Source organism: Paracidovorax sp., from assembly GCF_057642795.1.
On the sequence record NZ_JBXYZY010000049.1, the window covers coordinates 1 to 25,280 of the forward strand.

Consider the following 25,280-nt stretch of genomic DNA (forward strand, 5'->3'; position numbering starts at 1 on the left):
ATCGTGGGGGATAACGGAGCGAAAGCTTTGCTAATACCGCATACGATCTACGGATGAAAGCAGGGGACCGCAAGGCCTTGCGCGGACGGAGCGGCCGATGGCAGATTAGGTAGTTGGTGGGATAAAAGCTTACCAAGCCGACGATCTGTAGCTGGTCTGAGAGGACGACCAGCCACACTGGGACTGAGACACGGCCCAGACTCCTACGGGAGGCAGCAGTGGGGAATTTTGGACAATGGGCGAAAGCCTGATCCAGCCATGCCGCGTGCAGGATGAAGGCCTTCGGGTTGTAAACTGCTTTTGTACGGAACGAAAAGCCTCTTTCTAATAAAGAGAGGTCATGACGGTACCGTAAGAATAAGCACCGGCTAACTACGTGCCAGCAGCCGCGGTAATACGTAGGGTGCGAGCGTTAATCGGAATTACTGGGCGTAAAGCGTGCGCAGGCGGTGATGTAAGACAGATGTGAAATCCCCGGGCTCAACCTGGGAACTGCATTTGTGACTGCATCGCTGGAGTGCGGCAGAGGGGGATGGAATTCCGCGTGTAGCAGTGAAATGCGTAGATATGCGGAGGAACACCGATGGCGAAGGCAATCCCCTGGGCCTGCACTGACGCTCATGCACGAAAGCGTGGGGAGCAAACAGGATTAGATACCCTGGTAGTCCACGCCCTAAACGATGTCAACTGGTTGTTGGGTCTTCACTGACTCAGTAACGAAGCTAACGCGTGAAGTTGACCGCCTGGGGAGTACGGCCGCAAGGTTGAAACTCAAAGGAATTGACGGGGACCCGCACAAGCGGTGGATGATGTGGTTTAATTCGATGCAACGCGAAAAACCTTACCCACCTTTGACATGTACAGAATCCTTTAGAGATAGAGGAGTGCTCGAAAGAGAACCGTAACACAGGTGCTGCATGGCTGTCGTCAGCTCGTGTCGTGAGATGTTGGGTTAAGTCCCGCAACGAGCGCAACCCTTGCCATTAGTTGCTACGAAAGGGCACTCTAATGGGACTGCCGGTGACAAACCGGAGGAAGGTGGGGATGACGTCAAGTCCTCATGGCCCTTATAGGTGGGGCTACACACGTCATACAATGGCTGGTACAGAGGGTTGCCAACCCGCGAGGGGGAGCCAATCCCATAAAGCCAGTCGTAGTCCGGATCGCAGTCTGCAACTCGACTGCGTGAAGTCGGAATCGCTAGTAATCGCGGATCAGAATGTCGCGGTGAATACGTTCCCGGGTCTTGTACACACCGCCCGTCACACCATGGGAGCGGGTTCTGCCAGAAGTAGGTAGCCTAACCGTAAGGAGGGCGCTTACCACGGCAGGGTTCGTGACTGGGGTGAAGTCGTAACAAGGTAGCCGTATCGGAAGGTGCGGCTGGATCACCTCCTTTCTGGAAAACTGCATTCAATATTGAACGCCCACACTTATCGGTTGTTGGAAGAAGAAAGCTGCTTGCTTGTAGGGTGACTTACGGGTGAGTGCGATGGGTCTGTAGCTCAGCTGGTTAGAGCACTGTGTTGATAACGCAGGGGTCGTTGGTTCGAGCCCAACTAGACCCACCATATCTTCCGAACATCAGATGCGAGGATCACTGGGGGATTAGCTCAGCTGGGAGAGCACCTGCTTTGCAAGCAGGGGGTCGTCGGTTCGATCCCGTCATCCTCCACCAACCACTTATCAATCAACACCAAAGCGGCTTCGCAAGAGGCCACTTTGTTGTTGACCGAGATTACTCGGATCAATCGGCTGTTCTTTAAAAATTCATAGAGTCGAATCAGCGTTGTCAGAGGAAACTGCACATTCGTAAAGGTTTAGTGCAGACCGTGCCTCTGATGACAATTTTTTGATTGCGTCAAAACGAATGTTCAATGAGCGAAAGCTAGTTGAAATTCAGTAATGACGAATGTTTCTTGATAGTGATATCGAGGAATTATTCACATTACGGCATAACGCGCGAGGTGAAAGACCTCGCAAGTCCAGACAACAATGGAGATGTCTCGAAAGAGACGTCAAAGTTATAGGGTCAAGTGACTAAGAGCATGTGGTGGATGCCTTGGCGATGATAGGCGACGAAAGACGTGAAAGCCTGCGATAAGCTTCGGGGAGCTGGCAAATAAGCATTGATCCGGAGATTTCTGAATGGGGAAACCCACCTCGCAAGAGGTATCGCATGATGAATACATAGTCATGCGAGGCGAACCGGGTGAACTGAAACATCTCAGTAGCTCGAGGAAAAGACATCAACCGAGATTCCGAAAGTAGTGGCGAGCGAAATCGGAGGAGCCTTCTAGTGATAGCACGACTGTTAGCAAAACGGAATGGAAAGTCCGGCCACAGCAGGTGATAGCCCTGTATGCGAAAACAGACGTGTGGTACTAAGTTAGAGAAAAGTAGGGCGGGGCACGAGAAACCCTGTCTGAATATGGGGGGACCATCCTCCAAGGCTAAATACTCATCATCGACCGATAGTGAACCAGTACCGTGAGGGAAAGGCGAAAAGAACCCCGGGAGGGGAGTGAAATAGATCCTGAAACCGCATGCTTACAAAAAGTAGGAGCCCGCAAGGGTGACTGCGTACCTTTTGTATAATGGGTCAGCGACTTACATTCAGTGGCAAGGTTAACCGAATAGGGAAGCCGTAGAGAAATCGAGTCCGAATAGGGCGTCCAGTCGCTGGGTGTAGACCCGAAACCAAGTGATCTATCCATGGCCAGGATGAAGGTGCCGTAACAGGTACTGGAGGTCCGAACCGACTAGTGTTGCAAAACTAGCGGATGAGCTGTGGATAGGGGTGAAAGGCTAAACAAACTTGGAAATAGCTGGTTCTCTCCGAAAACTATTTAGGTAGTGCCTCAAGTATTACCTTCGGGGGTAGAGCACTGTTTTGGCTAGGGGGTCATGGCGACTTACCAAACCAAGGCAAACTCCGAATACCGAAGAGTACAGCTTGGGAGACAGAGCACCGGGTGCTAACGTCCGGACTCAAGAGGGAAACAACCCAGACCGCCAGCTAAGGTCCCTAAAATTGGCTAAGTGGGAAACGAAGTGGGAAGGCTAAAACAGTCAGGATGTTGGCTTAGAAGCAGCCATCATTTAAAGAAAGCGTAATAGCTCACTGATCGAGTCGTCCTGCGCGGAAGATGTAACGGGGCTAAGCCAGTTACCGAAGCTGCGGATGTGCAATTTATTGCACGTGGTAGGAGAGCGTTCTGTAAGCCTGTGAAGGTGTCTGGTAACGGATGCTGGAGGTATCAGAAGTGCGAATGCTGACATGAGTAGCGTTAAAGGGGGTGAAAAGCCCCCTCGCCGTAAGCGCAAGGTTTTCTACGCAACGTTCATCGGCGTAGAGTGAGTCGGCCCCTAAGGCGAGGCAGAGATGCGTAGCTGATGGGAAACAGGTCAATATTCCTGTACCGATCAATAGTGCGATGTGGGGACGGAGAAGGTTAGCTCAGCCAACTGTTGGATATGTTGGTTCAAGCCTGTAGTCGTGCCTGGTAGGCAAATCCGCCAGGCTTAGATGAGGGGTGATAACGAGTCTGCTTGCAGACGAAGTGAGTGATACCCTGCTTCCAGGAAAAGCCACTAAGCTTCAGCTATTGACGACCGTACCGCAAACCGACACTGGTGCGCGAGATGAGTATTCTAAGGCGCTTGAGAGAACTCAGGAGAAGGAACTCGGCAAATTGATACCGTAACTTCGGGAGAAGGTATGCCCCAAGTAGGTGAACCTGTACAAGGCGAGCCCAAAGGGGTTGCAAAAAATCGGTGGCTGCGACTGTTTAATAAAAACACAGCACTCTGCAAACACGAAAGTGGACGTATAGGGTGTGACGCCTGCCCGGTGCTGGAAGATTAAATGATGGGGTGCAAGCTCTTGATTGAAGTCCCAGTAAACGGCGGCCGTAACTATAACGGTCCTAAGGTAGCGAAATTCCTTGTCGGGTAAGTTCCGACCTGCACGAATGGCGTAACGATGGCCACACTGTCTCCTCCTGAGACTCAGCGAAGTTGAAATGTTTGTGATGATGCAATCTCCCCGCGGAAAGACGGAAAGACCCCATGAACCTTTACTGTAGCTTTGTATTGGACTTTGAACAGATCTGTGTAGGATAGGTGGGAGGCTTTGAAGTGAGGACGCTAGTTCTCATGGAGCCAACGTTGAAATACCACCCTGGTGTGTTTGAGGTTCTAACCTAGGTCCCTTATCGGGATCGGGGACAGTGCATGGTAGGCAGTTTGACTGGGGCGGTCTCCTCCCAAAGCGTAACGGAGGAGTTCGAAGGTACGCTAGTTACGGTCGGACATCGTGACGATAGTGCAATGGCATAAGCGTGCTTAACTGCGAGACTGACAAGTCGAGCAGATGCGAAAGCAGGACATAGTGATCCGGTGGTTCTGTATGGAAGGGCCATCGCTCAACGGATAAAAGGTACTCTGGGGATAACAGGCTGATACCGCCCAAGAGTTCATATCGACGGCGGTGTTTGGCACCTCGATGTCGGCTCATCTCATCCTGGGGCTGTAGCCGGTCCCAAGGGTATGGCTGTTCGCCATTTAAAGAGGTACGTGAGCTGGGTTTAAAACGTCGTGAGACAGTTTGGTCCCTATCTTCCGTGGGCGCTGCAGATTTGAGGAAGCCTGCTCCTAGTACGAGAGGACCGGAGTGGACACACCTCTGGTGTATCGGTTGTCACGCCAGTGGCATTGCCGAGTAGCTAAGTGTGGAAGAGATAACCGCTGAAAGCATCTAAGCGGGAAACTCGTTTCAAGATGAGATCTGCCGGGGCCTTGAGCCCCCTGAAGAGTCGTTCAAGACCAGGACGTTGATAGGCTGGGTGTGGAAGCGCAGTAATGCGTTAAGCTAACCAGTACTAATTGCTCGTGCGGCTTGACCCTATAACTTTGATCAGCAAACTCCTTGCTGTCAGGTTGTTATGCCAAGTGACGCAGTCAAATAACCAAAGCTGATTTAACTCTATGAATTCGCCGCCCAGATATCCACTAGGATCTCTCGGTAGCAACCCTTTATGCCTGATGACCATAGCAAGTTGGTACCACTCCTTCCCATCCCGAACAGGACAGTGAAACGACTTCGCGCCGATGATAGTGCGGGTTCCCGTGTGAAAGTAGGTCATCGTCAGGCTCTTACAGCCCAAATCGCCCCGCGTACGAAAGTACTCGGGGCGCTTTGCTTTGTGCAGCCTCTTAGGTGCAGAGCCACCTCCATGGGCGCAGCTTGCCCTTCGGTTCGTGCTTCGTTACTAACCCCTGGAGGTTCGTCCACTCGGGGAGGAGTTCAAACCCGGACTGATTCACGCCGGATCGGCGCAGTCGTGAGCGTGTGGGCCTTTACCCCTGAAGCACTTGCGGGGAGTCCCCTGAACTCAATCCTTGCCCCTTCACCAATCTCAGCACCAATGGGTGCATCACCTTCCTCGCACTGAAGATCAGGTGAAACTGTTCCTGTACATCCGCTGTTGTCCCCACCGTCACGAGTCCATGCGTTTGAGCCAAATGCTCGCCCATTGACTCTGGCGCGGGCATCACGCCCATGCCGGTACTGGCGAAGGTCGCTAACAGGGCGCTGTCCTCGAACTCCCCGGCGATGCGGGGGCGGATACGTTGGCGCTCCAGCCAGTGGTCGATGCGCGCGCGGGCGGCGGCGTGTTCGGTCGGTAGCAGCACGGGCACGACCGCGAGGCTCTGAGGGAAGCTTCGGGTGGCGGCCTCTGCCCACTGGAGCGGGGCATACCAAGCGAGAGGGCTGGTGCCCAGTAGCTGGCTGGTGGTCTTGAGGGCCGGGTTGGGCGGCGCGGGGCGATCCGCCAGCACGGCGTCGAGCTTGTGCAGGGCCAGTTCGCCCAGCAGGGGCTGGAACTCGCCTTCGTGGCACAAAAGACGCAGATCCGGAGCGTCAAGCACAGGCTTGAGTAGGCGATGGACGGCCACCTTGGCGATGCCATCCGAGATCCCCAGGTTCAGCCGCAGGATGCGGCCGGTGGAGGCTTCGGCTACGCGGTGGGGCAATTGCTCGCCCAGCGCGAAGATCTGGTCGGCCTCGTGCATCGCAGCGACGCCGGCGTCGGTCAGCACCAGATTGCGCCCTTCGGTGCGCAGCAGGGCCGTGCCCAGGTCTTTCTCGAGCGAGCGCACCTGAGCGCTGATGGTCTGCACGGACATGTCCAGGCGCTCGGCAGCGCGGCTCAAACCCCCTTCTTTGGCCACAACCCAGAAATAGTGGAGATGTCGGTAGTTGAAGCTCTGGCTCATTTTTGTAGGACGAAACGGCGAAACAGTTCGGAAAAAACGAAGTGATCTTACCGTTTCGCCATCTTTTTCCGCGCTCCGTCACGGGCGACAGTGCTGGCTCGTGCCGCTCTTCCCCTTACACGTCTTCTTCTTCGATGAAATTCCAGGATCGCTTCGCCATGACGACAACTTACACACTCTCACTGGTGCAGCAGCGCACCACGCCGGACCGGCGCCGGGGCGTTGTCGCCTCCGTACCTACTGCCATCGATGCCGCCTGGCGGCGCGGGGAGGGCTGACGCCATGGTCGAAACCATTGGAACTCCGCTGATGTGGGCCGGCTTCGGCCTATTTGTCGTGATCGCCATCGCCATCGACCTGCTGGTGATGGAGCGCCAGGGCGCGCACAAGGTGACCATGAAAGAGGCGCTCAAGTGGAGCGTTCTCTGGTTCTCGCTGGCCTTCGTGTTCGTGGGCCTCTTGTGGTGGCACCTGGACGGCTCGCAGGGCCGGGAGGTGGCCAACACGGTGTCGATGCAGTTCATCACGGGCTACCTGGTGGAAAAGAGCCTGTCGGTGGACAACATTTTTGTCTTCCTGATGATCTTCAGCTACTTCGCCGTGCCAGCGGAATACCAGAAGCGCGCGCTCATCATCGGCATCATCGGCGCCATCGTGCTGCGCACAGTGCTGATCCTGGCGGGCGCCTGGTTGCTGGCCACCTTCCATTGGTTGCTGTACGTTTTCGGCGCGTTCCTCGTGATCACGGGCGTGAAGATGTGGATCGCCGCAGGCCAGGAGCCGGACATCTCCACCAACCCGGTGCTCAAGTTCCTGCGCAAGCGCATCCGCATGTCGGACCACTTCGACGGCGAGAAGATGACCACCATGGTCGATGGCGTGAAGCGCTTCACCCCGCTCTTCGTGGTGCTGATCATGATCGGCGTGACAGACGTGATCTTCGCGGTGGACAGCATTCCGGCCATCTTCGCGATCACGAGCGACCCGTTCATCGTGCTCACGGCCAACATCTTCGCCATCCTGGGTCTGCGCGCGCTGTACTTCCTGTTGGCCGACCTGGCGGACCGCTTCCACCTGCTGGCCTACGGCCTCGCGATGGTGCTGGTGTTCATCGGCGCGAAGATGTTGCTGATCGACCTCTACAAGATCCCGATCGGCTATGCGCTGCTGGTGACCGGTGCGCTGATCGCCGGTTCCATCGTGGCGTCGCTCTGGACCTCGCGCGGCAAGGACGGCAGTGGCGGCGACGGCCCCCCGCCTCCCGCCCTGCCGGGCCAGGGCGCCTGAGCCCCGGGCACGGCTGCAGGCAAAGGACCGATGCCATGGATCTGACCATGTTCGAGGCCGTGATGGCCACCATGCTGGCCGCGTTCGCGCTCACCACCTGGTTGAGCTGGCGCGGCGGCAACGAGTGCAGCGACGTGCGCCTGCTCGCAGCCCTGACCTGGGCCTGGGGCGCGGCCAGCGCCGTGGCGGTGGCGTTGTGAACGCGGGCTGGGCGCTGGCCCGTGCGATGACTGGCGTGCGCCGTTGGCTGCGCCGGCAGGAGCCGGCCACCCGTGCGCTCATGGAGCGCCCCCTTCTCGCGCGGCTGCGCCCCTGGCTGGAGCGGCGCCAGCTGCTGTGCCTGCGGCGCGAAGCCCTGGCGCGTGGCACGGCCGCCGGGCTCTTCTGCGGGCTGATCCCCGGGCCGCTGCAAGTGCCCGCCACGGTGGCTGCCTGCGCTGCGCTGCGCGGGAACGCCGTGGCGGGCGCGGCGGCCACGCTCTACACCAACCCCCTCACCACGCTGCCGCTCTATGCCCTGGCCTTCCAGGTGGGCGCCTGGGTGCTGCCGGGCGAGCAGCGGCTGCCGGCGTGGGAAGGCTGGCCCGCATCGGGCGGCGTGGAAGCCGTGGCGACGTGGATGCAGGCGTTGGGCGCGCCGCTGGCTGTGGGCCTGCCGCTGCTGGCACTGGCCTTCGCGCTGGTGGGCTATGCGACGGTGCAGGCCCTGTGGCTGGTGCCCGTGTGGCACCGGGTTCAGCGCAGGCGATAAGCCGGGATGTCGAGGTCCGGCGCTATGTCAGGGCTTCAGCGCGTCGGCACTGCGCGGGCCGTGAATGCGGCGGTGGAGGCCAACGCGATCAGCAGCAGGCCGTAGCCCATCGCCGTGGGCTGCAGGCCATAGAGCCCGGTGAGAACTCCGGCGGCAATGGCCGGCAGGCTGAAGGCCAGGTAGCTCAGCACGAAAAAGCTCGCCATGAGGCCTGCCCGGTCCTGCGCCGAGGCCAGGGGCACCAGGCTGCGCACCGACGCGCTGAAGCCCGCTCCGAAGCCCAGTCCCGCCACCAGCGTGCCGCAGAAGAAGCCCGCCGTGCTATGGGCGGCGACGCCCGTGAGTGTGATCGCCAGGCCCACCGCCAGCGCCACGGCGCTGCCCTGCAGCACGCTGCGCGGTGAGTGGTGGCGCGACATCGCGATGGCTAGCGCGCCGGGCAACACCAGGGCGGAAATCAGCAGTCCGCCCACCAGGGGCGACGCGCTATGCGTCACCAGCCGGCCCAGCGAGGGGCCCAGCGACAGGTAGAAGCCGCCCAAAGCCCAGCCGGCCGTGCTCAGCGGCAGGATGCGCAGCATCGGCACCCGCGCCGCTTGCGGCACGTGCATGCTCGGCACCAGCGAGCGCCAGGCGCCCGCGCGGCGCGCGACCGTCTCCGGCAGCCAGAAGGCGGCGGCGCATTGCAGCGCGATCACCACGAGCAGCAGCTCGAACACCAGGTGCGTAGGCGCGGGCAGGTACTGCACCAGCAGGCTGGTGCCGAGCGCACCGACGGCCATGCCGGTCATGGGCGCCAGCGCGTTCATCAGCGGGCCGCGCACCGGATGCAGGTCCACCAGCAGGGCACTCAGCGCGCTGGTCGCCATGCCCGTGGCCAGGCCTTGCAGCAGACGGGCCGCCACGAGCCAGCCGACCGAGTCGGCACGCCAGAAGGCCAGAATCGAGACGAACTCCAGCGCCAGCGAGGCCACCACCACGCTGCGCCGCCCCACGTGGTCCGACAGCGCGCCGAAACACAGCAGTGCCCCTAGCAGCGCGAACGCATAGCTGGAGAAGATCACGGTGAGGCTGAGCGCCGAGAAACCCCACATCTCACGGTACAGCGCGTAAAGGGGCGAGGGCGCGCTCGACGCAGCCAGAAACATCATCAACACGGACACCACAAGCCACAGTGCGGCTTCGGGTCGCAGGCGGTGCGCGGGCCACGCGGGTGATGAAAGAGTGGAGATCATTGCGGCGGACATGGCGTTAAGGCAGCCCGGTACGAGCGGTCTCTCGCACTCTGCATGCTGCGGCATGCAGAGTGCTGCCTTAACGCTAAAAAGTTGCGTTAGTGAGATTGTCTCACTAAAGCAAAGTCTTTGCTTTACGCCAGCCCCGGCGGCACGGCCCACCCTAGAATTGCCGCATGACGTCTATAGCCACTACCCGATTGCGCCCCGGCGGGCGCAGCGCCCGCGTGCAGGCCGCCGTGCACCAGGCCGTGCGCGACCTGACGGCGCTGCACGGCCGCGATGCGCTCACCATTCCGCAGATCGCGGCGCAGGCGGGTGTGACGCCGTCCACCATCTACCGCCGCTGGGGCGATCTGGTCGAGCTGCTGGCCGACGTGTCGATCGAGCGCCTGCGCGACGAGGCCGAGCCGCCCGACACCGGCAGCGTGCGCGGCGACCTGCTGGCCTGGGGCGAGCAGTTCCTCGAAGAGATGTCGTCCGAGCTGGGCCGGCAGATGCTCAAGGACGTGCTCACGGCCAGCGGCTACGGCGACGGCTCGGCGCCCTGCCAGTGCCTGCAGATCACGGCCGGGCAGATCACCATGATGGTCGAGCGAGCGCTGGCCCGCAGCGCTGCGACACCCTCCGTGGACTGCGTGCTCGATACGTTGGTATCGCCCATCATCTACCGACTGCTCATGGGTGCGGGCACACCCACCGCCCAGCAACTGGTGCAGTGGGTGGATGCTTGCATGGCGCAAGCGGGTGCAGCCGCTGCCGCTGGCAGGCCGACGCACTAGCCGGGGCCGCCGAGGGTATCGCCGCGATTGGGGAGCGTGCATGCCGTGGCACCATGGGCTGCGGGCCGGGCCATCGACCGTGCCCGGGACGGTTCCGCCACGGCATACCTCTTGCAGGAGCGCCCCCATGGAGACTCTCCCCCGTCTTTCCCCGCGCAGCACTGCGCTGATGGCGCTATGCCTGTGCGGGCCCGCCGCGCAGGCCGCGCCGCCCGCCGCTGCCGCGCCGGTGTGGACCAACACGCTGGGCATGCGCTTCGTGCAGATCCCGGCCGGGCGGTTCCGCATGGGCAGCGACGAGCCGGTCGAGGCGCTGGCGCGCGACTTTCCGCAGCTGGAGCGCCGCCGCTTCGCGGAGCTGAAGGACGAGTCGCCCCCGCACGTCGTGCGCATCACGCACGCTTTCTGGTTGGGGCAGACGGAGGTCACGGTGGGGCAGTTCCGCCGCTTCCTGCAGGTATCAGGCTACCAGCCCGAGTCCGTGGCCGATGGCTCGGGCGGCTATGGCTACAACCTGGCCTACGACCCCGCCGCCACGGCGCGCGGCGATGCCTTCGAGGGGCGCGATGTGCGCTATTCGTGGCAGAACCCAGGCTTCGCGCAGGGCGACGACCACCCGGTGGTCAACGTCACCTGGCACGACGCCGCCGCGCTGGCCGCGTGGCTCAGCGCCGCCGAAGGCCATCGCTACCGCCTGCCGACCGAAGCCGAATGGGAATACGCCTGCCGCGCCGGCACCACCACCCGCTGGCCGCACGGCGACGACCCCCAGGCGCTGGCGCAGCGTGCCAATGTGTTCGATCAGGCTGCGGCGCCGTTCTGGCCCCGCTGGCAGGCCCAGGCCCTGGGCGGCAACGACGGCCACGCCTTCACCGCGCCCGTGGCGCAGTACCCGGCCAATGCCTTCGGCGTGCACGACATGGTGGGCAATGTGTGGGAATGGGTTTCGGACTGGCATGCCGACAATGCCTACGCGCAGGCGCCGCTGGCCGACCCGCAGGGCCCGGCACGCGGGCGTGTGAAGGTGCGCAGGGGCGGCTCCTGGCACACCTGGCCGCTCTATGCCCGCTGCGCTTACCGCAACTGGAATGCGCCGGACACGCGCTACACGCTGGTGGGCATGCGGCTGGTGCGGGAGCTGGATGCGGGCGAAGCGCCTGCGCGGGCCGCCCCTGAGAAGAAAGCGTCGCCGGCTTCGGGAGGCGCTGCCGGCCGGCAAGGTGCGGGCCTGCCGCAGCGCCTTCACCCCGTCACAGGCTCTTGAGCGGCACGACTTCCTTGCCCTTGAACGTGAACACCGTCACGGCCGAGGAGCGCAGGTCGTGCTTGTCGTCGTAGCTGTACTCGCCGCTCACACCGGCGTATTTGCCACGGGCGATGTGGTCGATGAGCTTCTTCGCGTCGGTGCTCTGCGTGGCTTCGATGGCCGAGGCCAGCAGATTCATGCCGTCGTAGAAAGCGGCGGCGTAGGTCAGCGGGTCGCGCTTGTATTCGGCGCGGTAGCGTTCGATGAACTTCTGGCCCTTGTCGCTGCGGTCCAGCATGGAGCCGCCCTGGGTGCAATAGACGTTCAGGTTGCCGCCGACCTGCGACAGCGTGGCCGTCTCGGTCGAGCAGATGCCGTCGCCGCCCAGCAGGGGCATGTTCAGGCCCAGCGCGCGCATCTGGCGCAGCATGGGGCCGCCCTGGGGCGAATAGCCGCCGAAGAAGACGGCGTCGGGCTTGCTGGAGCGCAGGCCGGTCAGGATGGCGGTGAAGTCGGTGGCCTTGTCGGTGGTGAATTCGTGGCTCACCACCTTCAGGCCCTGGCGCTTGGCCTCGTCCTCGAACTCCTTGGCCACGCCCTGGCCGTAGGCCGTGCGGTCGTCGATCACGGCCACGGTCTTGAGCTTCAGGTCCTGCGCGGCATAGACCGCCATCTTGGTGCCCAGCTGGTTGTCGCTGGCGCCGATGCGGAACAGCGGGCGGTAGCCCTGCTGCGTGATCTTGGGGTTGGAGGCGACGGTGAAGGTGAGGATGTCCGCGTCGGCCAGCACGCGCGATGCCGGCATCGCCACGCCCGAGTTGTAGGGGCCCAGCACGAACCTGATCTTCTTGTCGGCCAGCGTCTGGGCGATCTGCACGCCCTGCTTGGGATCGGCGCCGTCGTCGTTGATGTCCAGCTCGAACTGCACCGGCTTGCCGCCCAGCTTCAGGCCCTTGGCGTTCAGCTCCTTGATGGCCAGCAGCGCGCCGTCGCGGTTGTCCACGCCATTGGCGGCCTGCGGGCCGGTGACGGGGCTCATGAAGCCCACGCGGATGCGCTCCTGCGCATGGCTGAAGCCGGCGGCGGCCAGGCTGGCGATGAGGAGCGCGGAGCGGAGAAGCATCTGTCGATTCACGGCATGTTCCTTGTGTCTCTTGTTGAAAGCAGGGGATGGCGTCGGCCCGCCTTGGCGGATAGCCGAGGCGGCCTGGGTCCGGGAGTATGCCGCGAGCGGGGCCTACCCGACCCCGTGTCGCGTCAAGGGGCGCGCTGCTGTTCCCAGGGCGCCTGCCAGCCGCCGCCCAGCGCCTGCACCAGCGCAGCAGCGGCCAGCTGGCGGCTGACCTGCAGCTGCAGCAGCGTACGCCGGGCCGTGAGCGCGGCGATCTGCGCGGTGACCACGTCGGTGTAGCTGGCCTGGCCGGCGCGGTAGCGGTTCTGCAGCTGGGTTTCGGTCAGACGGGCGGCAGCCACGGCTTCCTGGCGCAGCGGCTCCTGCGTCTGCAGGGCGCGGATGGTGGTGAGCTGGTCTTCCACGCCCTGGAAGGCGGTCAGCACCGTCTGCCGGTAGCTGGCCTCGCGGGCGTCCCGGGCCGCTTGGGCGCCTTCGACCCGCGCGGCGATGGCGCCGCCGTCGAACACCGTCTGCGCCGCCGACAGGCCCAGCGACCATAGCGCACCCGAGGCGCTGAACAGGTCCGCCACGCTGGAGCCACTGCGCCCGAGGGACGCACTGAGGCTGAGGCTGGGGTAGTAGGCAGCGCGCTGCACGCCGATCTGCGCATTCGCGGCGGCCACCGCGCGCTCGGCCGAGGCGATGTCGGGCCGGCGCTGCAGCAGCTCCGAGGGCACGGCCGCCGGCACCTGCGGCACGCGGGCCACCCAGGTGGCGGGCGGCAGGCTGAAGCTGCCCGGCGCCACGCCCGTCAGCACCGCGATGGCGTGTTCGTAGCGCGCGCGGTTCTGCCGCACGGTGGCGAGGTCGGCCTGGGCGTTGGCGAGCTGGGTGCGGGCCTGCTGCACGTCGGAGGCGGGCGCCACGCCGGCCTCGTAGCGGTTGCGGGTGATCTGCAGGCTGCGCTGGTAGGCCTGGTCGATCTCCTGCAGCAGCGCGATCTCGGCGTCGGCCTCGCGCAGCTGGAAATAGGCCGCCACCAGCGAGCCCACGGCCGACAGGCGCGCCGAGGCCAGGTCCGCCTGGCTGGCCTGGGCGCTGGCCCGGGCGCCGCTCACCGTGTTGCCCAGGCGGCCCCAGAGGTCGGGCGCCCAGCTTGCGCCCAGCGCCGCCTGGGCCGTGGTGCCGCGCCGGGCCGAGCCTTCGCCGCCCGAGCGCGTCTCGCTGACCGTGAGGTTCACCGAGGGCAGCAGGGCCGCGCCCTGCTCGCGCACCAGGGCCTGGGCCTGGACGTAGGCGGCCACGGCGGCGGCGATGTTCTGGTTGGACAGCTGCACCTGCGCGGCCAGGCGGTTGAGGTCCTCGTCCTGGAACAGCGTCCACCAGTCGCCGCGGTCGATGGCGTCGGCCGGCTGCGCGGGCTGCCAGAGCGCGCCGGCTTCCTTGAAGGCGGCGGGCATGGCGGGCAGCGCAGGGCGTTCATAGACCGGCGCGACCGAGCAGGCGGCCAGCGGCAGCAGGGCGCCCAGGCAGGCGGCGCGCAGGGCGCGGGGGGCGCAGAAGGCGATGGTGGGGCGGCGGCCGGTGGTCATGGTTGTTGCAGTGGGGGCTGTTGTGCGGCCGCGGGGGGCTCCGCGAGGCGGCTCAGTTGGCGGTCGTTGGCGGCTGGGCGGCGCAGCCGGTCCAGCAGCACATAGACCACGGGGGTGGTCAGCAGGGTCAGCACCTGGCTGGCGATGAGGCCGCCGATGATGGCCACGCCCAGCGGCTGGCGCAGCTCCGAGCCCTGGCCGAAGCCGATGGCCAGCGGCAGCGCGCCCAGGGCGGCGGCCAGCGTGGTCATCAGGATGGGGCGGAAGCGCAGCATGCAGGCCTCGCGCACCGCCTCGGTGGCCGACAGGCCCCGGGCGCGCTCGGCCTCCAGCGCGAAGTCGATGATGAGGATGGCGTTCTTCTTCACGATGCCGATCAGCAGGAACACGCCGATCAGCGCGATCACCGTGAACTGCATGTGAAAGAGCAAGAGCGCCAGCACCGCGCCCACACCGGCCGAGGGCAGGGTGGTGAGCACGGTGATGGGGTGGATCAGGCTTTCGTAGAGCACGCCCAGCACGATGTAGATGACCACCAGCGCCGCCAGGATGAGGAAGAGCTGCTGCGACTGTGACTGCTGCGCGCCCAGGGCCGTGCCCTGGAAGCTGCCGCGCACGTTGGTGGGCATGGCGATGTCGGCCTCGGCCTGCGCGATGATCTGGCGCGCATCGTCCAGCGTGGTGCCGTCCGCCAGGTCGAACGATATGGTGGTGGCCAGCTCGCCGTCCTGGTGGCTGATGGAGGTGGGCGAAGCCCTCTCCAACACATGTGCGAAGGCGCTGAGCGGCACCATGGTGGCGGGCGTGTTGCTCAGCACCTGGCCGGTGGAAGCGCCGCGCTGGCCCGGGTTGGCGGCCGTGCCCACCGTGCCCGTGGGGTTGGCCGGCACGAAGATGTCGGCCAGTGCGGGCGGGCCGCGCGTGTATTCGGGCGCCCATTCCATGATCACCGAATACTGGTTCAGCTCGCCGTAGATGGTGGCGACCGAGCGCTGGCCGAAAGCGTTGTAGAGCGCGCTGTCGATGGCGGCGGCGCTCACGCCCAGGCGCGATGCGGAGGCCTTGTCCACGTCCACGAAGGTCTCCACGCCGTTGTCGGCCTGGTCGGTGTCCACATCGACCAGCCGTTCTTCCTGCTTCAGGCGTTCGGTCAGCCGCGTGGCCCAGAGGCGCATGTCCGCCAGGTTGTCGCTCTGCAGCGTGTACTGGTAGGTGGAGTTGCTGGAGCGCCCGCCCATGCGCAGCTCCTGCACCGGGCTCAGGAACACGCGCAGCCCGGTGAGCTGCGCCAGCTGCGGGCGCAGCCGGTTGATGACGGTGGCGCTGCTGTCGGCGCGCTGGTCCACCGGCTTGAGGTTGACGAACATGAAGCCGCCGCCCGCGCGCCCGCCGCCCGAGAAGCCCACCACCGTGTTCACGGCCGGGTCGCGGTGGATGATGTCCACCGCCTGGCGCAGCTTCGCGGCCAGCGCGGCCGACGAGATGCTCTGGTCGGCGCGCAGGCCGGCGTTGATCTGGCCGTTGTCCTGCTGCGGGAAGTAGCCCTTGGGGATGTGGCGGAACAGATAGACGTTGAGGCCCACCACCACCAGCAGCAGCGCCATGACCAGCCATTGGCTGGCCAGCGCCCAGTCCAGCGCATGGCCGTAGCCGCGCAGCAGGGCCTGGTAGGCGCGCTCGGTCCCGCGCGCGAGCCGGCCGGGTGGCTTCGGTGGCGCGCCCTCTGCGCCGCTGCCGCCCTCGTGCGAGCGCAGCAGCCAAGCGCACATCATGGGCGTGGCGGTGAGCGAGATGACCAGCGAGATCGCCACCGACGCCGAGAGCGTGATGGCGAATTCGCGGAACAGGCGACCGACCTGGCCTTCCATGAACAGCAGCGGAATGAACACCGCCACCAGCGACAGGCTGATCGAGAGCACCGTGAAGCCGACCTCGCGGGCACCCAGCAGCGCGGCCTGCAGGCGGTCCATGCCCGCCTCGATGTGGCGGCTGGTGTTCTCCAGCACCACGATGGCGTCATCGACCACGAAGCCGGTGGCCACCGTGAGCGCCATCAGGCTCAGGTTGTTGAGGCTGAAGCCCAGCAGGTACATCACGCCGAAGGTGCCCAGCAGCGACACCACCGTGGCCACGGCCGGAATGACCGTGGCGCGCGCCTTGCGCAAAAAGAGCCCGACCACCAGCACCACCAGGGCGATGGAGAGCATCAGCGTGAATTCGATCTCGTGTAGCGAGGCGCGGATGGAGTTGGTGCTGTCCGAGGCGACGGAGATGCGGATGTCCTGCGGCAGCTGCGCCTGCAGTTCGGGCAGCAGGGCGCGCACGCTGTCCACCGTCTCGATGATGTTGGCGCCCGGCTGGCGCGTGATGAGCACGATGATGGCCGGCTGGCCGTTGAAGAGGCCCAGCGTGCGCGTGTTCTCCACGCCGTCCACCACCCGCGCCACGTCGCCCAGGCGCACGGCGGCGCCATTGCGCCAGGCGATCACCAGCGATGCGTAGTCGGACGCCTTGCGCGAAGGCGAAGGCGTGTAGATCTGCAGGCGCCGGCCGTCGCCCTCGACGGCGCCCTTGGGCCGGTTGGCGTTGGCCGCCTGGATGGCGGCGCGCACGTCTTCGGTGCTGATGCCGTACTGGTTGAGCGCGAAGGGCAGCAGTTCCACGCGCACGGCGGGCAGCGAGCCGCCGCCGATCTCGACCTCGCCCACGCCGTCCACCTGCGACAGGCGCTGGCTGATCACGTTGGAGACCTCGTCGTAGATCTCGCCGGGCGTGCGTGTCTTGGAGGTGAGCGCCAGGATGACGGCCGGCGAGTCGGCCGAGTTGCGCTTGCGGTAGGTGGGGTTGCTGCGCAGCGTGGCGGGCAGATCGACGCGCGATGCGTTGATGGCAGCCTGCACCTCGCGCGCTGCGCTGTCGATGTTGCGGCTCAGGTCGAACTGCAGGCTGATGCGCGCCGAGCCCTGCGAGCTGCTGGAGGTCATCTCGTTGACCCCCGCGATCACGCCCAGGCGCCGCTCCAGCGGCGTGGCCACGCTGCTGGCCATGGTCTCGGGGCTGGCGCCCGCGAGGCTTGCCGACACCGAGATGGCTGGGTAGTCCACCTGCGGCAGCGGCGCCACCGGCAGCACGAAGAAGGCGGCGATGCCCGCCAGCGCCAGGCCGATGGTCAGCAGCACGGTGGCCACCGGCCGCTCGATGAAAGGGCGCGAGAGGTTCATGGCGCGGCATCGCCCGGCGCGGCCGTTGCCGGGGTGGCGGGCGCGCTGGAGGCGGTGGGCGCTGCGGCCGTGCCCCGGCCCGTCCAGCGACGGCCCAGGCGGTCGAAGGCCAGGTAGATCACCGGCGTGGTGAACAGCGTGAGCAGCTGGCTCAGCACCAGCCCGCCGAAGATGGCCAGGCCCAGCGGCCGGCGCAGCTCGGCTCCGTCACCCCAGCCCAGCATCAGCGGCAGCGCGGCGAACAGCGCGGCCAGCGTGGTCATCAGGATGGGGCGGAAGCGCAGCAGCGCGGCCTGGTGGATGGCCTGCTGCGGGCCCATGCCCTGGTTGCGCTCGGCGTCGATGGCGAAGTCGATCATCATGATCGCGTTCTTCTTCACGATGCCGATGAGCAGGATGATGCCGATGATGCCGATCACCCCCAGGTCGTTGCCCGTCACCATCAGCGCCAGCAGCGCGCCCACGCCGGCCGAGGGCAGGGTGGAGAGGATGGTGAGCGGGTGCACGTAGCTCTCGTAGAGCACGCCCAGCACGATATAGACGCAGACCATGGCGGCCAGGATCAGCCAGAGCTGGCTGGTGAGCGACTTCTCGTAGGCGCTCGCCGCGCCGAGGAACTCCATGGAGAGCCCCGCGGGCATGCCGATCTCCTGCGCCGCGGCGCGGATGGCATCGACCGCGCGGCCCAGCGACACGCCCGGCGCCGTATCGAAGCCCAGCGTGGCCGCCGGGTACTGCGCCACGCGCGTGACCTGCAGCGGCGCGAACTGCTCGCGGATGCTGGCCACCGCCGAGAGCGGCGTGGGCACGTTGCTGCCGGTGCGCAGCGGCAGCGTGCCCAGGCCTTCGGGGCTGTTCAGGTGCTCCTGCTGCGCCTCCAGGATCACGCGGTACTGGTTCGTCTCGGTGAAGATGGTGGAGACGATGCGCTGGCCGAAGGCGCTGTAGAGCGTGTCATCGACCGAGCTGGCCGTGACGCCCACGCGCGAGGCGGTGTTGCGGTCGATGTCCACATAGGCCGACAGGCCCTGCGCACCCGCGTCGGTGGTGGCGTTGCGCACCTCGGGCACGGTCTTCAGGCGTTCGACCAGCTTCTGCGTCCAGCCGTTGACCTGGGCTGAGTCCACGCCGCCGATGGAGGCGCGGTATTCGGTGGGGCCGGTCTCGGCGTCGATGGTCAGGTCCTGCGTGGGCTGCAGGAAGAGCGTCACGCCGGCCACGGCGGCGACGCGCTCGCGCAGGCGCTGCATGACGGTGGCCTGCGCGTCGTGGCTGGGCTGGAGGTTGATCAGCATGCGCCCGGCGTTGAGCATGGTGTTGTTGGCCGCGTCCACCCCCACGAAGGAGCTGAGCGACTGCACGTCCGGGTCCTGCAGGATGGCGCGCGCGGCGGCCTGCTGCAGCTCGCTCATGCGGGCATAAGAGACGTCCTGCGAGGCCTGCACCCGCGCCTGCAGCTGGCCGGTGTCCTGCGTGGGAAAGAGCCCCTTGGGGATCACCACGTAGAGCAGGGCGGTGAGCGCCATGGTCAAGAGCGCCACCACCAGCGTGGCGCGCTGGTGGCGCAGCACCCACTGCAGCCACACGTCGTAGCGCGCGATCACGCGGTCGAAGCCGCGCTGCACCGCGCCCGTCCAGCCGCGCTGGCTGCCATGGGCCGGTTCGGCTTTCAGCCATCGCGCCGACATCATCGGCACCAGCGTGAGCGACACCACCGCCGAGATCAGGATGGTGATGGCCAGCGTCACCGCGAATTCGCGGAACAGGCGCCCCACCACGTCGCTCATGAAGAGCAGCGGGATCAGCACCGCGATCAGCGACACGGTGAGCGAGATGATGGTGAAGCCGATCTGCGTGGCACCCTTGAGCGCGGCCTGGAAGGGCGGCTCGCCCTCTTCGATGTAGCGGGCGATGTTCTCGATCATCACGATCGCGTCATCGACCACGAAGCCGGTGGCGATGGTCAGTGCCATCAGGCTCAGGTTGTTGAGGCTGTAGCCCAGCAGGTACATCACGCCGCAGGTGCCGATCAGCGAGATGGGCACGGCCAGGCTGGCGATGACGGTGGCGCGCAGGCTGTGCAGGAAGAAGAAGATCACCAGCACCACCATCAGCACGGCCAGCACCAGTTCCATCTGCACGTGCTCGACCGAGGCGCGGATGCCGGTGGTGCGGTCGGACAGCACCTGCACCTTGATGGAGGCGGGCAGCTGCGATTCCAGCTCGGGCAGCTGGCGCTTGATGCCGTCCACCGTGGCGATCACGTTGGCGCCGGGCTGGCGCTGCACGTTCAATATGACGGCCGGCGTCTCGTTCGCCCAGGCACCCAGGCGATTGTTCTCGGCCGCATCCACCACGCGGGCCACGTCCGACAGGCGCACCGGCGCGTCGTTCTTCCAGGTGAGGATGAGGCGCTTGTAGTCGTCCACCGTCACCAGCTGGTCGTTGGCGTTGATGTTGTAGGCGCGCTGCGGCCCGTCGAAGCTGCCCTTGGCGCTGTTGGCGTTGGCCGCCGAGATGGCGGTGCGCAGCGTGTCGAGGCCCAGGCCGTAGGAAGCCAGCGCCTTGGTGTCGGCCTGGATGCGCACGGCCGGGCGCTGGCCGCCCGCGAGGGTGACCAGGCCCACGCCCGGCACCTGGCTGATCTTCTGCGCCAGCCGGGTGTTGACCAGGTTCTGCACTTCGGTGAGGGGCAGGGTGTCGGAGCTGATGGCCAGCGTCAGCACCGGCGCGTCGGCCGGGTTCACCTTGGCGTAGATGGGCGGCGCGGGCAGGTCGGCCGGTAGCAGCGAGGCGCCGGCGTTGATGGCGGCCTGCACCTCCTGCTCGGCCACGTCCAGCGCCAGGCCCAGGCCGAACTGCAACGTGACGATGGACACGCCCGCCGCGCTGGTGGACGACATGCGGTCCAGCCCCGGCATCTGGCCGAACTGGCGCTCCAGCGGCGCGCTCACGGTGCGGCTCATCACCTCGGGGCTGGCGCCGGGGTAGAGGGTCTGCACCTGGATGGTGGGGTAATCCACCTCGGGCAGGGCCGACAGCGGCAGCAGCCGGAACCCCAGCAGCCCTGCCAGCACGATGGCCAGCATCAGCAGCGCGGTGGCGACGGGGCGCTCGATGAACGGGCGCGACGGACTCAGGGCACTCATGGGCGGGGCCGTGCGCGAGGCGTCATCGGGCCGCCGGCTGCGAGGCAGCGGGCGCGGCGGCGGGTGCGGTGGGGGCCGGCTCTGTAGGGGCCGGAGCGGCCGGTGCCTGCGCTGCGCCGCCGTCCTGCGGCGGGCGGTGGCGGCGGCCTTCGCCCTGCGGCTCGGAGCCGCGCGCGCGCCGGCCCGGGGCGCCATCGGCGCCGCCCGGGCGCGGGCCCTGGCCTTGCAGCTGCACCTTCGCGCCGTCCTTCAGGCGGTCGCCGCCTTCGGTCACCACGCGCTCGCCGGGCTTCAGGCCTCCGGTGATGGCGACCAGGCTCACCGTGGCCTGGCCGCGCTTGACCTTGCGCAGCGACACGGTGCGGTCTTCGTTGATGACATAGACAAAGTCGCCGTTGGCGCCGGTGCGCACCGCGGTCACCGGCACCACCACGGCCGGCACCTCGCTCAACAGCAGCCGCACGTTGACGAACTGGTTGGGGAACAGCGTGCCCTCTGAATTGCCGAAGCGGGCCTTGGCCTTGACGGTGCCGGTGGCCGTGTCCACCAGGTTGTCCAGCGTGAGGAAGCGCCCCTCGGCCAGCGAGCGCGTGCGGGTGCGGTCGAAGGCCGTCACCGCCAGCGGCGAGCCGCCGCGCTGCGCGGCCTGTACGTCGCCCAGCCGGTCCTGCGGAATGGCGAATTCCACGTCGATCGGGTCTTCCTGGGTCAGCGTGGCGATACCGTTGGCCTCGCCGGCGCTCACATAGTTGCCCGCGTCCACCGTGCGCAGGCCGATGCGGCCGCTGGCCGGCGCGGTGATGCGCGTGTAGTCCAGGTTCAGGCGGGCAGCCTGCTCCTGCGCCAGATCCGTGGTCACCGTGCCCTGCAGCTGGCGCACCAGCGCGGCCTGGGTGTCCACGTCCTGGCGGGCGATGGAGTCCTGCCCCAGCAGGGTGCGGTAGCGTTCGAGCACGATGCGGGCGTTGTCCAGCTGCGCCTGGTCGCGCTGGCGCGTGCCCTGGGCCTGCAGCAGTGCCTGCTCGAAGGGGCGCGGGTCGATGCGGGCCAGCACCTGGCCCTTCTTCACGCGCTGGCCTTCGGTGAACAGCACGTCGGTCATCACCCCCGAGACCTGCGGGCGCAGCGTGACGGTGGCCAGCGGCGTGACCGTGCCCAGCGCCTCGATGGCCACCGGCAGACGGGATTCGCGGGCCGTGGCCTCGCCCACCGTGACCATGGGCCGCCCGCCAGGAAAACCGCCCCCACCGGGCGCCTGCGAGCGCTGCACCAGATACCAGGCAGCCGCCGCGATCAGGGCCACGGTACCGACTGCGACGACGGTGCCCACCCAGCGGCGGCGGCGGGCCGGGGCAACGGTGTGGGTGGGCGGGGCGTAGGCGGGCGGCTGGGCGGGCGCGGGGGGGGAAGAGTCTTGCGGGCTCATGGCGGTCCTGTGTCTGGGCGAAGTGGCGCCGACCGGGCGGCCTGTCGTCGGCGCCGGGCGCTGGTGCCGATCGTAGGCGCGCACGTTGGCGTTTTCCAGGCTGCCGTGCGAAGAAAAGTAAAGGGAACGCGAAGAGCGCGGGGGCCGGCGCTGTGGCCGGCAGGCGTCAGATCGCGTTGACGGCGTCCGTCAGCTCCTTGCGGCCCAGCACCTCGCTGAACACCACCGGCGGCTTGCCCGGCGCCATCAGCACATAGACCGGCACGCCGCTGCGCCCCAGCTTGGCCAGCGCGGCGGTGATCTGCGCGTCGCGCCGCGTCCAGTCCGCCCGCAGCAGGGTGACCTGCTTGGCGGCCAGCGCGGCCAGCACGTCGGGGTCGGACAGGGTGGTCTGCTTGTTGTACTGGCAGGTCACGCACCAGGCGGCGGTGAAGTCCACGAACACCGGCTTGCCCTCGGCGAGCAGTTGTCCGGGCAGGTCGGCCTGCCAGGGCTGCCAGCCTGCGGGGGCGTCTGAAGCGGTTAGCGCGGCGGGTGCGGGTCCGATGGCTTTCGGGCCCCAGGCCCAGGTCAGATAAGCGCAGATTGCTATGGAAAGCGGAGCAATCACGGCGCGGGTGCGGCCGGCCAGCGTGAGCGACCACACGGCCATCGACAGGGCCACCAGCAGCGCCAGCAGCGCCGCCGCCCCGTTGATGCCGCTTTGCTGTCCCAGGACCCAGACCAGCCAGACCACGGTGGCGAACATGGGGAAGGCCATCAGCCGGCGCAGCGTGTCCATCCACAGGCCAGGGCGGGGCAGGGCGCGCGCCACGGCCGGCACCCAGCTGGCCGCCAGATAGGGCAGGGCCAGCCCCAGGCCCAGCGCCGCGAAGATGGCCAGCGCCTGCACGCCCGGCAGCGTGGCGGTGAGGCCCAGCGAGGCGCCCATGAAGGGCGCGGTGCAGGGCGAGGCCACGGCCACGGCCAGCATGCCGGTCAGGAAAGCGTCGGCCACCGGGTGGCGCGCCTGCAGGCTGGCAAGGCCGCCCGGCAGCATGCGGCCGAACTCGAAGACGCCCGCCAGGTTCAGCCCCAGCAGGGTGAAGAGCGCGGCCAGCGCCGCCACCACGGCGGGCGACTGCAGCTGAAAGCCCCAGCCCACGGACTCGCCGGCCGCGCGCAGCCCCAGCATCAGGGCGCCCAGCAGCACGAACGACAGCACCACGCCGGCCGTGTACGCCAGGCCGCTGATGCGGTGCGAGCGCAGGCTCTGCGTGTGGCGCGCGAAGCCCACCACCTTGATCGCCAGCACCGGGAACACGCAGGGCATGAGATTCAGGATCAGCCCGCCCAGCAGGGCGCCGAACAGCGCCACCAGGAAGGCGCCCAACGGTGCGGGCGTGGGTGCGGCGCGCGGGGCCGCTGCTGCCGCGTCGGCATTGGCCTGGAGCGCGGCCTGCAGGGCGGGCGACACCCCAGCCTGGCCTGGCAGCGGCGGCCAGCCGTCCTGCACGGAGAGCTCCACCCGCCAGCCCTGGCCGGCGTGTGCCAGCACCAGCGGCAAGGGCTCGGGGCTGGCGCCGCGGTGGGGCGAGAGCGGCAGGCGCGCCGTCCACACCGTGCCCTGCCAGCGCTGCGCCACTGGAGCGGCGGTTTCGGCGACGCCGGGCGTTTCGGGGAAGACGTCCAGCGTCTTGCCCTGCAGCGATGGCGGCAGGCCCGCCACGGACAGCGCCACCGCCGTGCCTTCCACATGCGCCATGGTGCCGGCGACCGGCGCCAGCGGCGCGGGGTGCGCCTTGGCAGCGGCCGCGAAGGCGGCGGAATTGAGCGCGGTGGAGCCCTGCAGCGGCACCGTCAGCGTGAAGCGGCCCTCCTCGGGAATGCATTCCTTGCGGCAGGCCAGCCATGAGGCGTGCAGCGTGAAGCTCGCCTCCCGCGCCAGCGGGCCGGGCGCAAAGGCGCTGCTGACCGTCAGGGGCACGGGCAGCAGCACCGTGCCCTCGTAGCCGTAGTTGGCCAGGTTGCCGATGGGGATCTTGCGCGGCACGGGCCAGGCGATCTCGCCCGCGTCGATGCCGGCCGGCAGCTGCCATTCGAACTGCGTGGGCAGCCCGGAGTCGCCCGGGTTCTTCCAGTAGGTGTGCCAGTCAGGCTGATGGGTGATCGACAGCCCCAGCCAGAGCGGCTTGCCCGGGCCCACGCCTTCAGGCGCCTGGGCCACCAGCTCGGCCCGCACGTGCGGCGTGGTGACGATGCTGCCCGCCGACTCATGCCTGGGTGTCAATTGGGCGCCTGCGCTCATGGATAGAGCGCTGAGTGCTATGAAAAAAAGAGTGGGCAGCAAACGCTGCAGCGGGCGTGTGGACAACATGGCGCGGGGTGGTGGCTGTGTGGGATCGGTGGCGAGCGGCGGGGTTCCCGGGGCTTCGATGCCCGGTCAGGCAAAGCCCAGTACCACGCGGCGCGCCATCGCGCCCTTCTTCTCGATCTTGGTGACCACCACGGCGCCGATCTCCGAGGTGCGCGCGACGTGGGTGCCGCCGCAGGGCTGCAGGTCGATCTGCATGCCGCCGTCGTCGCCCGTGCCGCCTACGCGCACGGTACGAACCGTGCCGGTGCCGCGCGGCGGCTGCACGCTCATGCTCTTGACCAGCGCGGGGTTGGCGTCCAGCTCGGCATCGCTGATGCACCCGATGGTGACGGGGTGGTCCTCGGCCACCAGCCGGGCGATGGCGGCGGTGAGCGCGTCCTTGTCCAGCGCGCCGTCCATGTGGAAGTCCAGGCGAGCGGAGTCCGGCGAGATCGAGCAACCGTTGACCGGCTGCGCCACCACATGGCAGAGCAGGTGCGTGGTGGTGTGAAAGCGCATCAGCCGGTGGCGGCGCTCCCAGTCCAGCCGGGCCGTGACCGTGTCGCCCACGGCGGGGCGGGGCGCAGCAGCGTCGCGCGGCAGATGCACGATCGCGGCGGTGGGTCGGCCCTCGGCATCCATGGCCTTGCGCGTGTCGGCTACTGCCCAGATGCTGCCGTCCGCCTGCAGGAGAACGCCGCTGTCGCCTGCCTGGCCCCCGCCCAGCGGGTAGAACACGGTGCGGTCCAGCACCACCCCGCCCTCGGGCGTGTGGGCGGTGACGGTGGCGCTGCATTCTTGGAGATGGCTGTCCTGGCGGAAGAGGTCTTGGGTCATCGTGTGATGGTAGTCAATCCTGG

The 25,280-nt window shown here is 66.5% G+C and carries 14 protein-coding genes, 2 tRNA genes and 3 rRNA genes; 10 read left to right on the forward strand and 9 right to left on the reverse strand.

The genetic code is table 11. The annotated features are described in order from the left end of the window. The 5 genes from AC3A84_RS18590 to rrf form a co-directional block, all read left to right on the forward strand. Positions 1 to 1,399, forward strand: a 16S ribosomal RNA gene (locus tag AC3A84_RS18590); the annotation flags it as partial. A gap of 95 nt (positions 1,400 to 1,494) precedes the next feature. Then, positions 1,495 to 1,571, forward strand: a tRNA-Ile gene (locus AC3A84_RS18595). A 31-nt stretch (positions 1,572 to 1,602) separates the two neighbouring features. Then, a tRNA-Ala gene (locus tag AC3A84_RS18600) sits at positions 1,603 to 1,678 on the forward strand. A gap of 352 nt (positions 1,679 to 2,030) precedes the next feature. After that, positions 2,031 to 4,908: ribosomal RNA gene (locus AC3A84_RS18605) — 23S ribosomal RNA — on the forward strand. Positions 4,909 to 5,042: 134 nt separating this feature from the next. Continuing rightward, positions 5,043 to 5,155, forward strand: a 5S ribosomal RNA gene (gene rrf, locus AC3A84_RS18610). Between the two features lie 206 nt (positions 5,156 to 5,361). On the opposite strand, the gene AC3A84_RS18615 is transcribed toward rrf, so the two are convergent. Then, a complete protein-coding gene (locus tag AC3A84_RS18615; protein ID WP_487971509.1) occupies positions 5,362 to 6,282 on the reverse strand; it encodes a LysR family transcriptional regulator in 921 nt (306 codons plus the stop codon). 282 nt (positions 6,283 to 6,564) lie between these two features. Here AC3A84_RS18615 and AC3A84_RS18620 point away from each other — a divergent pair, with 282 nt between their 5' ends. The 3 genes from AC3A84_RS18620 (at position 6,565) to AC3A84_RS18630 (ending at position 8,320) form a co-directional block, all read left to right on the forward strand. Further along, positions 6,565 to 7,569, forward strand: a complete 1,005-nt coding sequence (locus AC3A84_RS18620) for a TerC family protein (RefSeq protein ID WP_487971510.1) — start codon at positions 6,565 to 6,567, stop codon at positions 7,567 to 7,569. A gap of 35 nt (positions 7,570 to 7,604) precedes the next feature. Next, complete coding sequence (locus tag AC3A84_RS18625; protein ID WP_487971511.1) at positions 7,605 to 7,769, forward strand: hypothetical protein; 165 nt, start codon at positions 7,605 to 7,607, stop codon at positions 7,767 to 7,769. An 80-nt stretch (positions 7,770 to 7,849) separates the two neighbouring features. Next, positions 7,850 to 8,320, forward strand: coding sequence for a DUF2062 domain-containing protein (locus tag AC3A84_RS18630; protein WP_487971512.1), 471 nt, complete (start codon positions 7,850 to 7,852; stop codon positions 8,318 to 8,320). A 35-nt stretch (positions 8,321 to 8,355) separates the two neighbouring features. On the opposite strand, the gene AC3A84_RS18635 is transcribed toward AC3A84_RS18630, so the two are convergent. Further along, positions 8,356 to 9,567: an MFS transporter gene (locus AC3A84_RS18635; RefSeq protein ID WP_487971513.1), complete on the reverse strand. Its 1,212-nt coding sequence runs from the start codon at positions 9,565 to 9,567 to the stop codon at positions 8,356 to 8,358. Between the two features lie 164 nt (positions 9,568 to 9,731). Here AC3A84_RS18635 and AC3A84_RS18640 point away from each other — a divergent pair, with 164 nt between their 5' ends. Further along, on the forward strand, positions 9,732 to 10,337 hold the full coding sequence (locus tag AC3A84_RS18640; RefSeq protein ID WP_487971514.1) for a TetR/AcrR family transcriptional regulator: 606 nt from the start codon (positions 9,732 to 9,734) through the stop codon (positions 10,335 to 10,337). Positions 10,338 to 10,464: 127 nt separating this feature from the next. Further along, the gene (locus AC3A84_RS18645) at positions 10,465 to 11,601 is read left to right on the forward strand and encodes a formylglycine-generating enzyme family protein (protein WP_487971515.1); all 1,137 of its coding nucleotides are present in this window, start codon (positions 10,465 to 10,467) and stop codon (positions 11,599 to 11,601) included. On the opposite strand, the gene AC3A84_RS18650 is transcribed toward AC3A84_RS18645, so the two are convergent. The 7 genes from AC3A84_RS18650 to AC3A84_RS18680 form a co-directional block, all read right to left on the reverse strand. Then, entirely contained in the window at positions 11,588 to 12,706 is a 1,119-nt protein-coding gene (locus AC3A84_RS18650; protein WP_487971516.1) for a branched-chain amino acid ABC transporter substrate-binding protein, read from the reverse strand. The genes AC3A84_RS18645 and AC3A84_RS18650 overlap by 14 nt on opposite strands. Positions 12,707 to 12,840: 134 nt before the next feature. Then, positions 12,841 to 14,289 carry an efflux transporter outer membrane subunit gene (locus tag AC3A84_RS18655; protein ID WP_487971517.1) on the reverse strand — a complete coding sequence of 483 codons (1,449 nt, stop codon included), beginning with the start codon at positions 14,287 to 14,289 and terminating at the stop codon, positions 12,841 to 12,843. After that, positions 14,286 to 17,510: an efflux RND transporter permease subunit gene (locus AC3A84_RS18660; protein WP_487971518.1), complete on the reverse strand. Its 3,225-nt coding sequence runs from the start codon at positions 17,508 to 17,510 to the stop codon at positions 14,286 to 14,288. Before AC3A84_RS18660 ends, AC3A84_RS18655 begins: the two co-directional genes overlap by 4 nt. Further along, positions 17,507 to 20,650, reverse strand: a complete 3,144-nt coding sequence (locus AC3A84_RS18665) for an efflux RND transporter permease subunit (protein WP_487971743.1) — start codon at positions 20,648 to 20,650, stop codon at positions 17,507 to 17,509. The genes AC3A84_RS18660 and AC3A84_RS18665 overlap by 4 nt, the downstream gene beginning before the upstream one ends. Positions 20,651 to 20,681: 31 nt before the next feature. Continuing rightward, positions 20,682 to 22,085, reverse strand: coding sequence for an efflux RND transporter periplasmic adaptor subunit (locus AC3A84_RS18670; protein ID WP_487971519.1), 1,404 nt, complete (start codon positions 22,083 to 22,085; stop codon positions 20,682 to 20,684). Positions 22,086 to 22,251: 166 nt separating this feature from the next. Continuing rightward, complete coding sequence (locus AC3A84_RS18675; RefSeq protein ID WP_487971520.1) at positions 22,252 to 24,441, reverse strand: protein-disulfide reductase DsbD family protein; 2,190 nt, start codon at positions 24,439 to 24,441, stop codon at positions 22,252 to 22,254. A 66-nt stretch (positions 24,442 to 24,507) separates the two neighbouring features. After that, positions 24,508 to 25,257 carry an alanyl-tRNA editing protein gene (locus tag AC3A84_RS18680; RefSeq protein WP_487971521.1) on the reverse strand — a complete coding sequence of 250 codons (750 nt, stop codon included), beginning with the start codon at positions 25,255 to 25,257 and terminating at the stop codon, positions 24,508 to 24,510. Positions 25,258 to 25,280: the final 23 nt, after the last annotated feature.

Bases quoted from the DNA above. Each gene is read 5' to 3' on its own strand.
- AC3A84_RS18615 (WP_487971509.1), bottom strand. From the start codon at position 6,282: ATGAGCCAGAGCTTCAACTACCGACATCTCCACTATTTCTGGGTTGTG.
- AC3A84_RS18620 (WP_487971510.1), top strand. From the start codon at position 6,565: ATGGTCGAAACCATTGGAACTCCGCTGATGTGGGCCGGCTTCGGCCTA.
- AC3A84_RS18625 (WP_487971511.1), top strand. From the start codon at position 7,605: ATGGATCTGACCATGTTCGAGGCCGTGATGGCCACCATGCTGGCCGCG.
- AC3A84_RS18630 (WP_487971512.1), top strand. From the start codon at position 7,850: ATGGAGCGCCCCCTTCTCGCGCGGCTGCGCCCCTGGCTGGAGCGGCGC.
- AC3A84_RS18635 (WP_487971513.1), bottom strand. From the start codon at position 9,567: ATGTCCGCCGCAATGATCTCCACTCTTTCATCACCCGCGTGGCCCGCG.
- AC3A84_RS18640 (WP_487971514.1), top strand. From the start codon at position 9,732: ATGACGTCTATAGCCACTACCCGATTGCGCCCCGGCGGGCGCAGCGCC.
- AC3A84_RS18645 (WP_487971515.1), top strand. From the start codon at position 10,465: ATGGAGACTCTCCCCCGTCTTTCCCCGCGCAGCACTGCGCTGATGGCG.
- AC3A84_RS18650 (WP_487971516.1), bottom strand. From the start codon at position 12,706: ATGCTTCTCCGCTCCGCGCTCCTCATCGCCAGCCTGGCCGCCGCCGGC.
- AC3A84_RS18655 (WP_487971517.1), bottom strand. From the start codon at position 14,289: ATGACCACCGGCCGCCGCCCCACCATCGCCTTCTGCGCCCCCCGCGCC.
- AC3A84_RS18660 (WP_487971518.1), bottom strand. From the start codon at position 17,510: ATGAACCTCTCGCGCCCTTTCATCGAGCGGCCGGTGGCCACCGTGCTG.
- AC3A84_RS18670 (WP_487971519.1), bottom strand. From the start codon at position 22,085: ATGAGCCCGCAAGACTCTTCCCCCCCCGCGCCCGCCCAGCCGCCCGCC.
- AC3A84_RS18675 (WP_487971520.1), bottom strand. From the start codon at position 24,441: ATGTTGTCCACACGCCCGCTGCAGCGTTTGCTGCCCACTCTTTTTTTC.
- AC3A84_RS18680 (WP_487971521.1), bottom strand. From the start codon at position 25,257: ATGACCCAAGACCTCTTCCGCCAGGACAGCCATCTCCAAGAATGCAGC.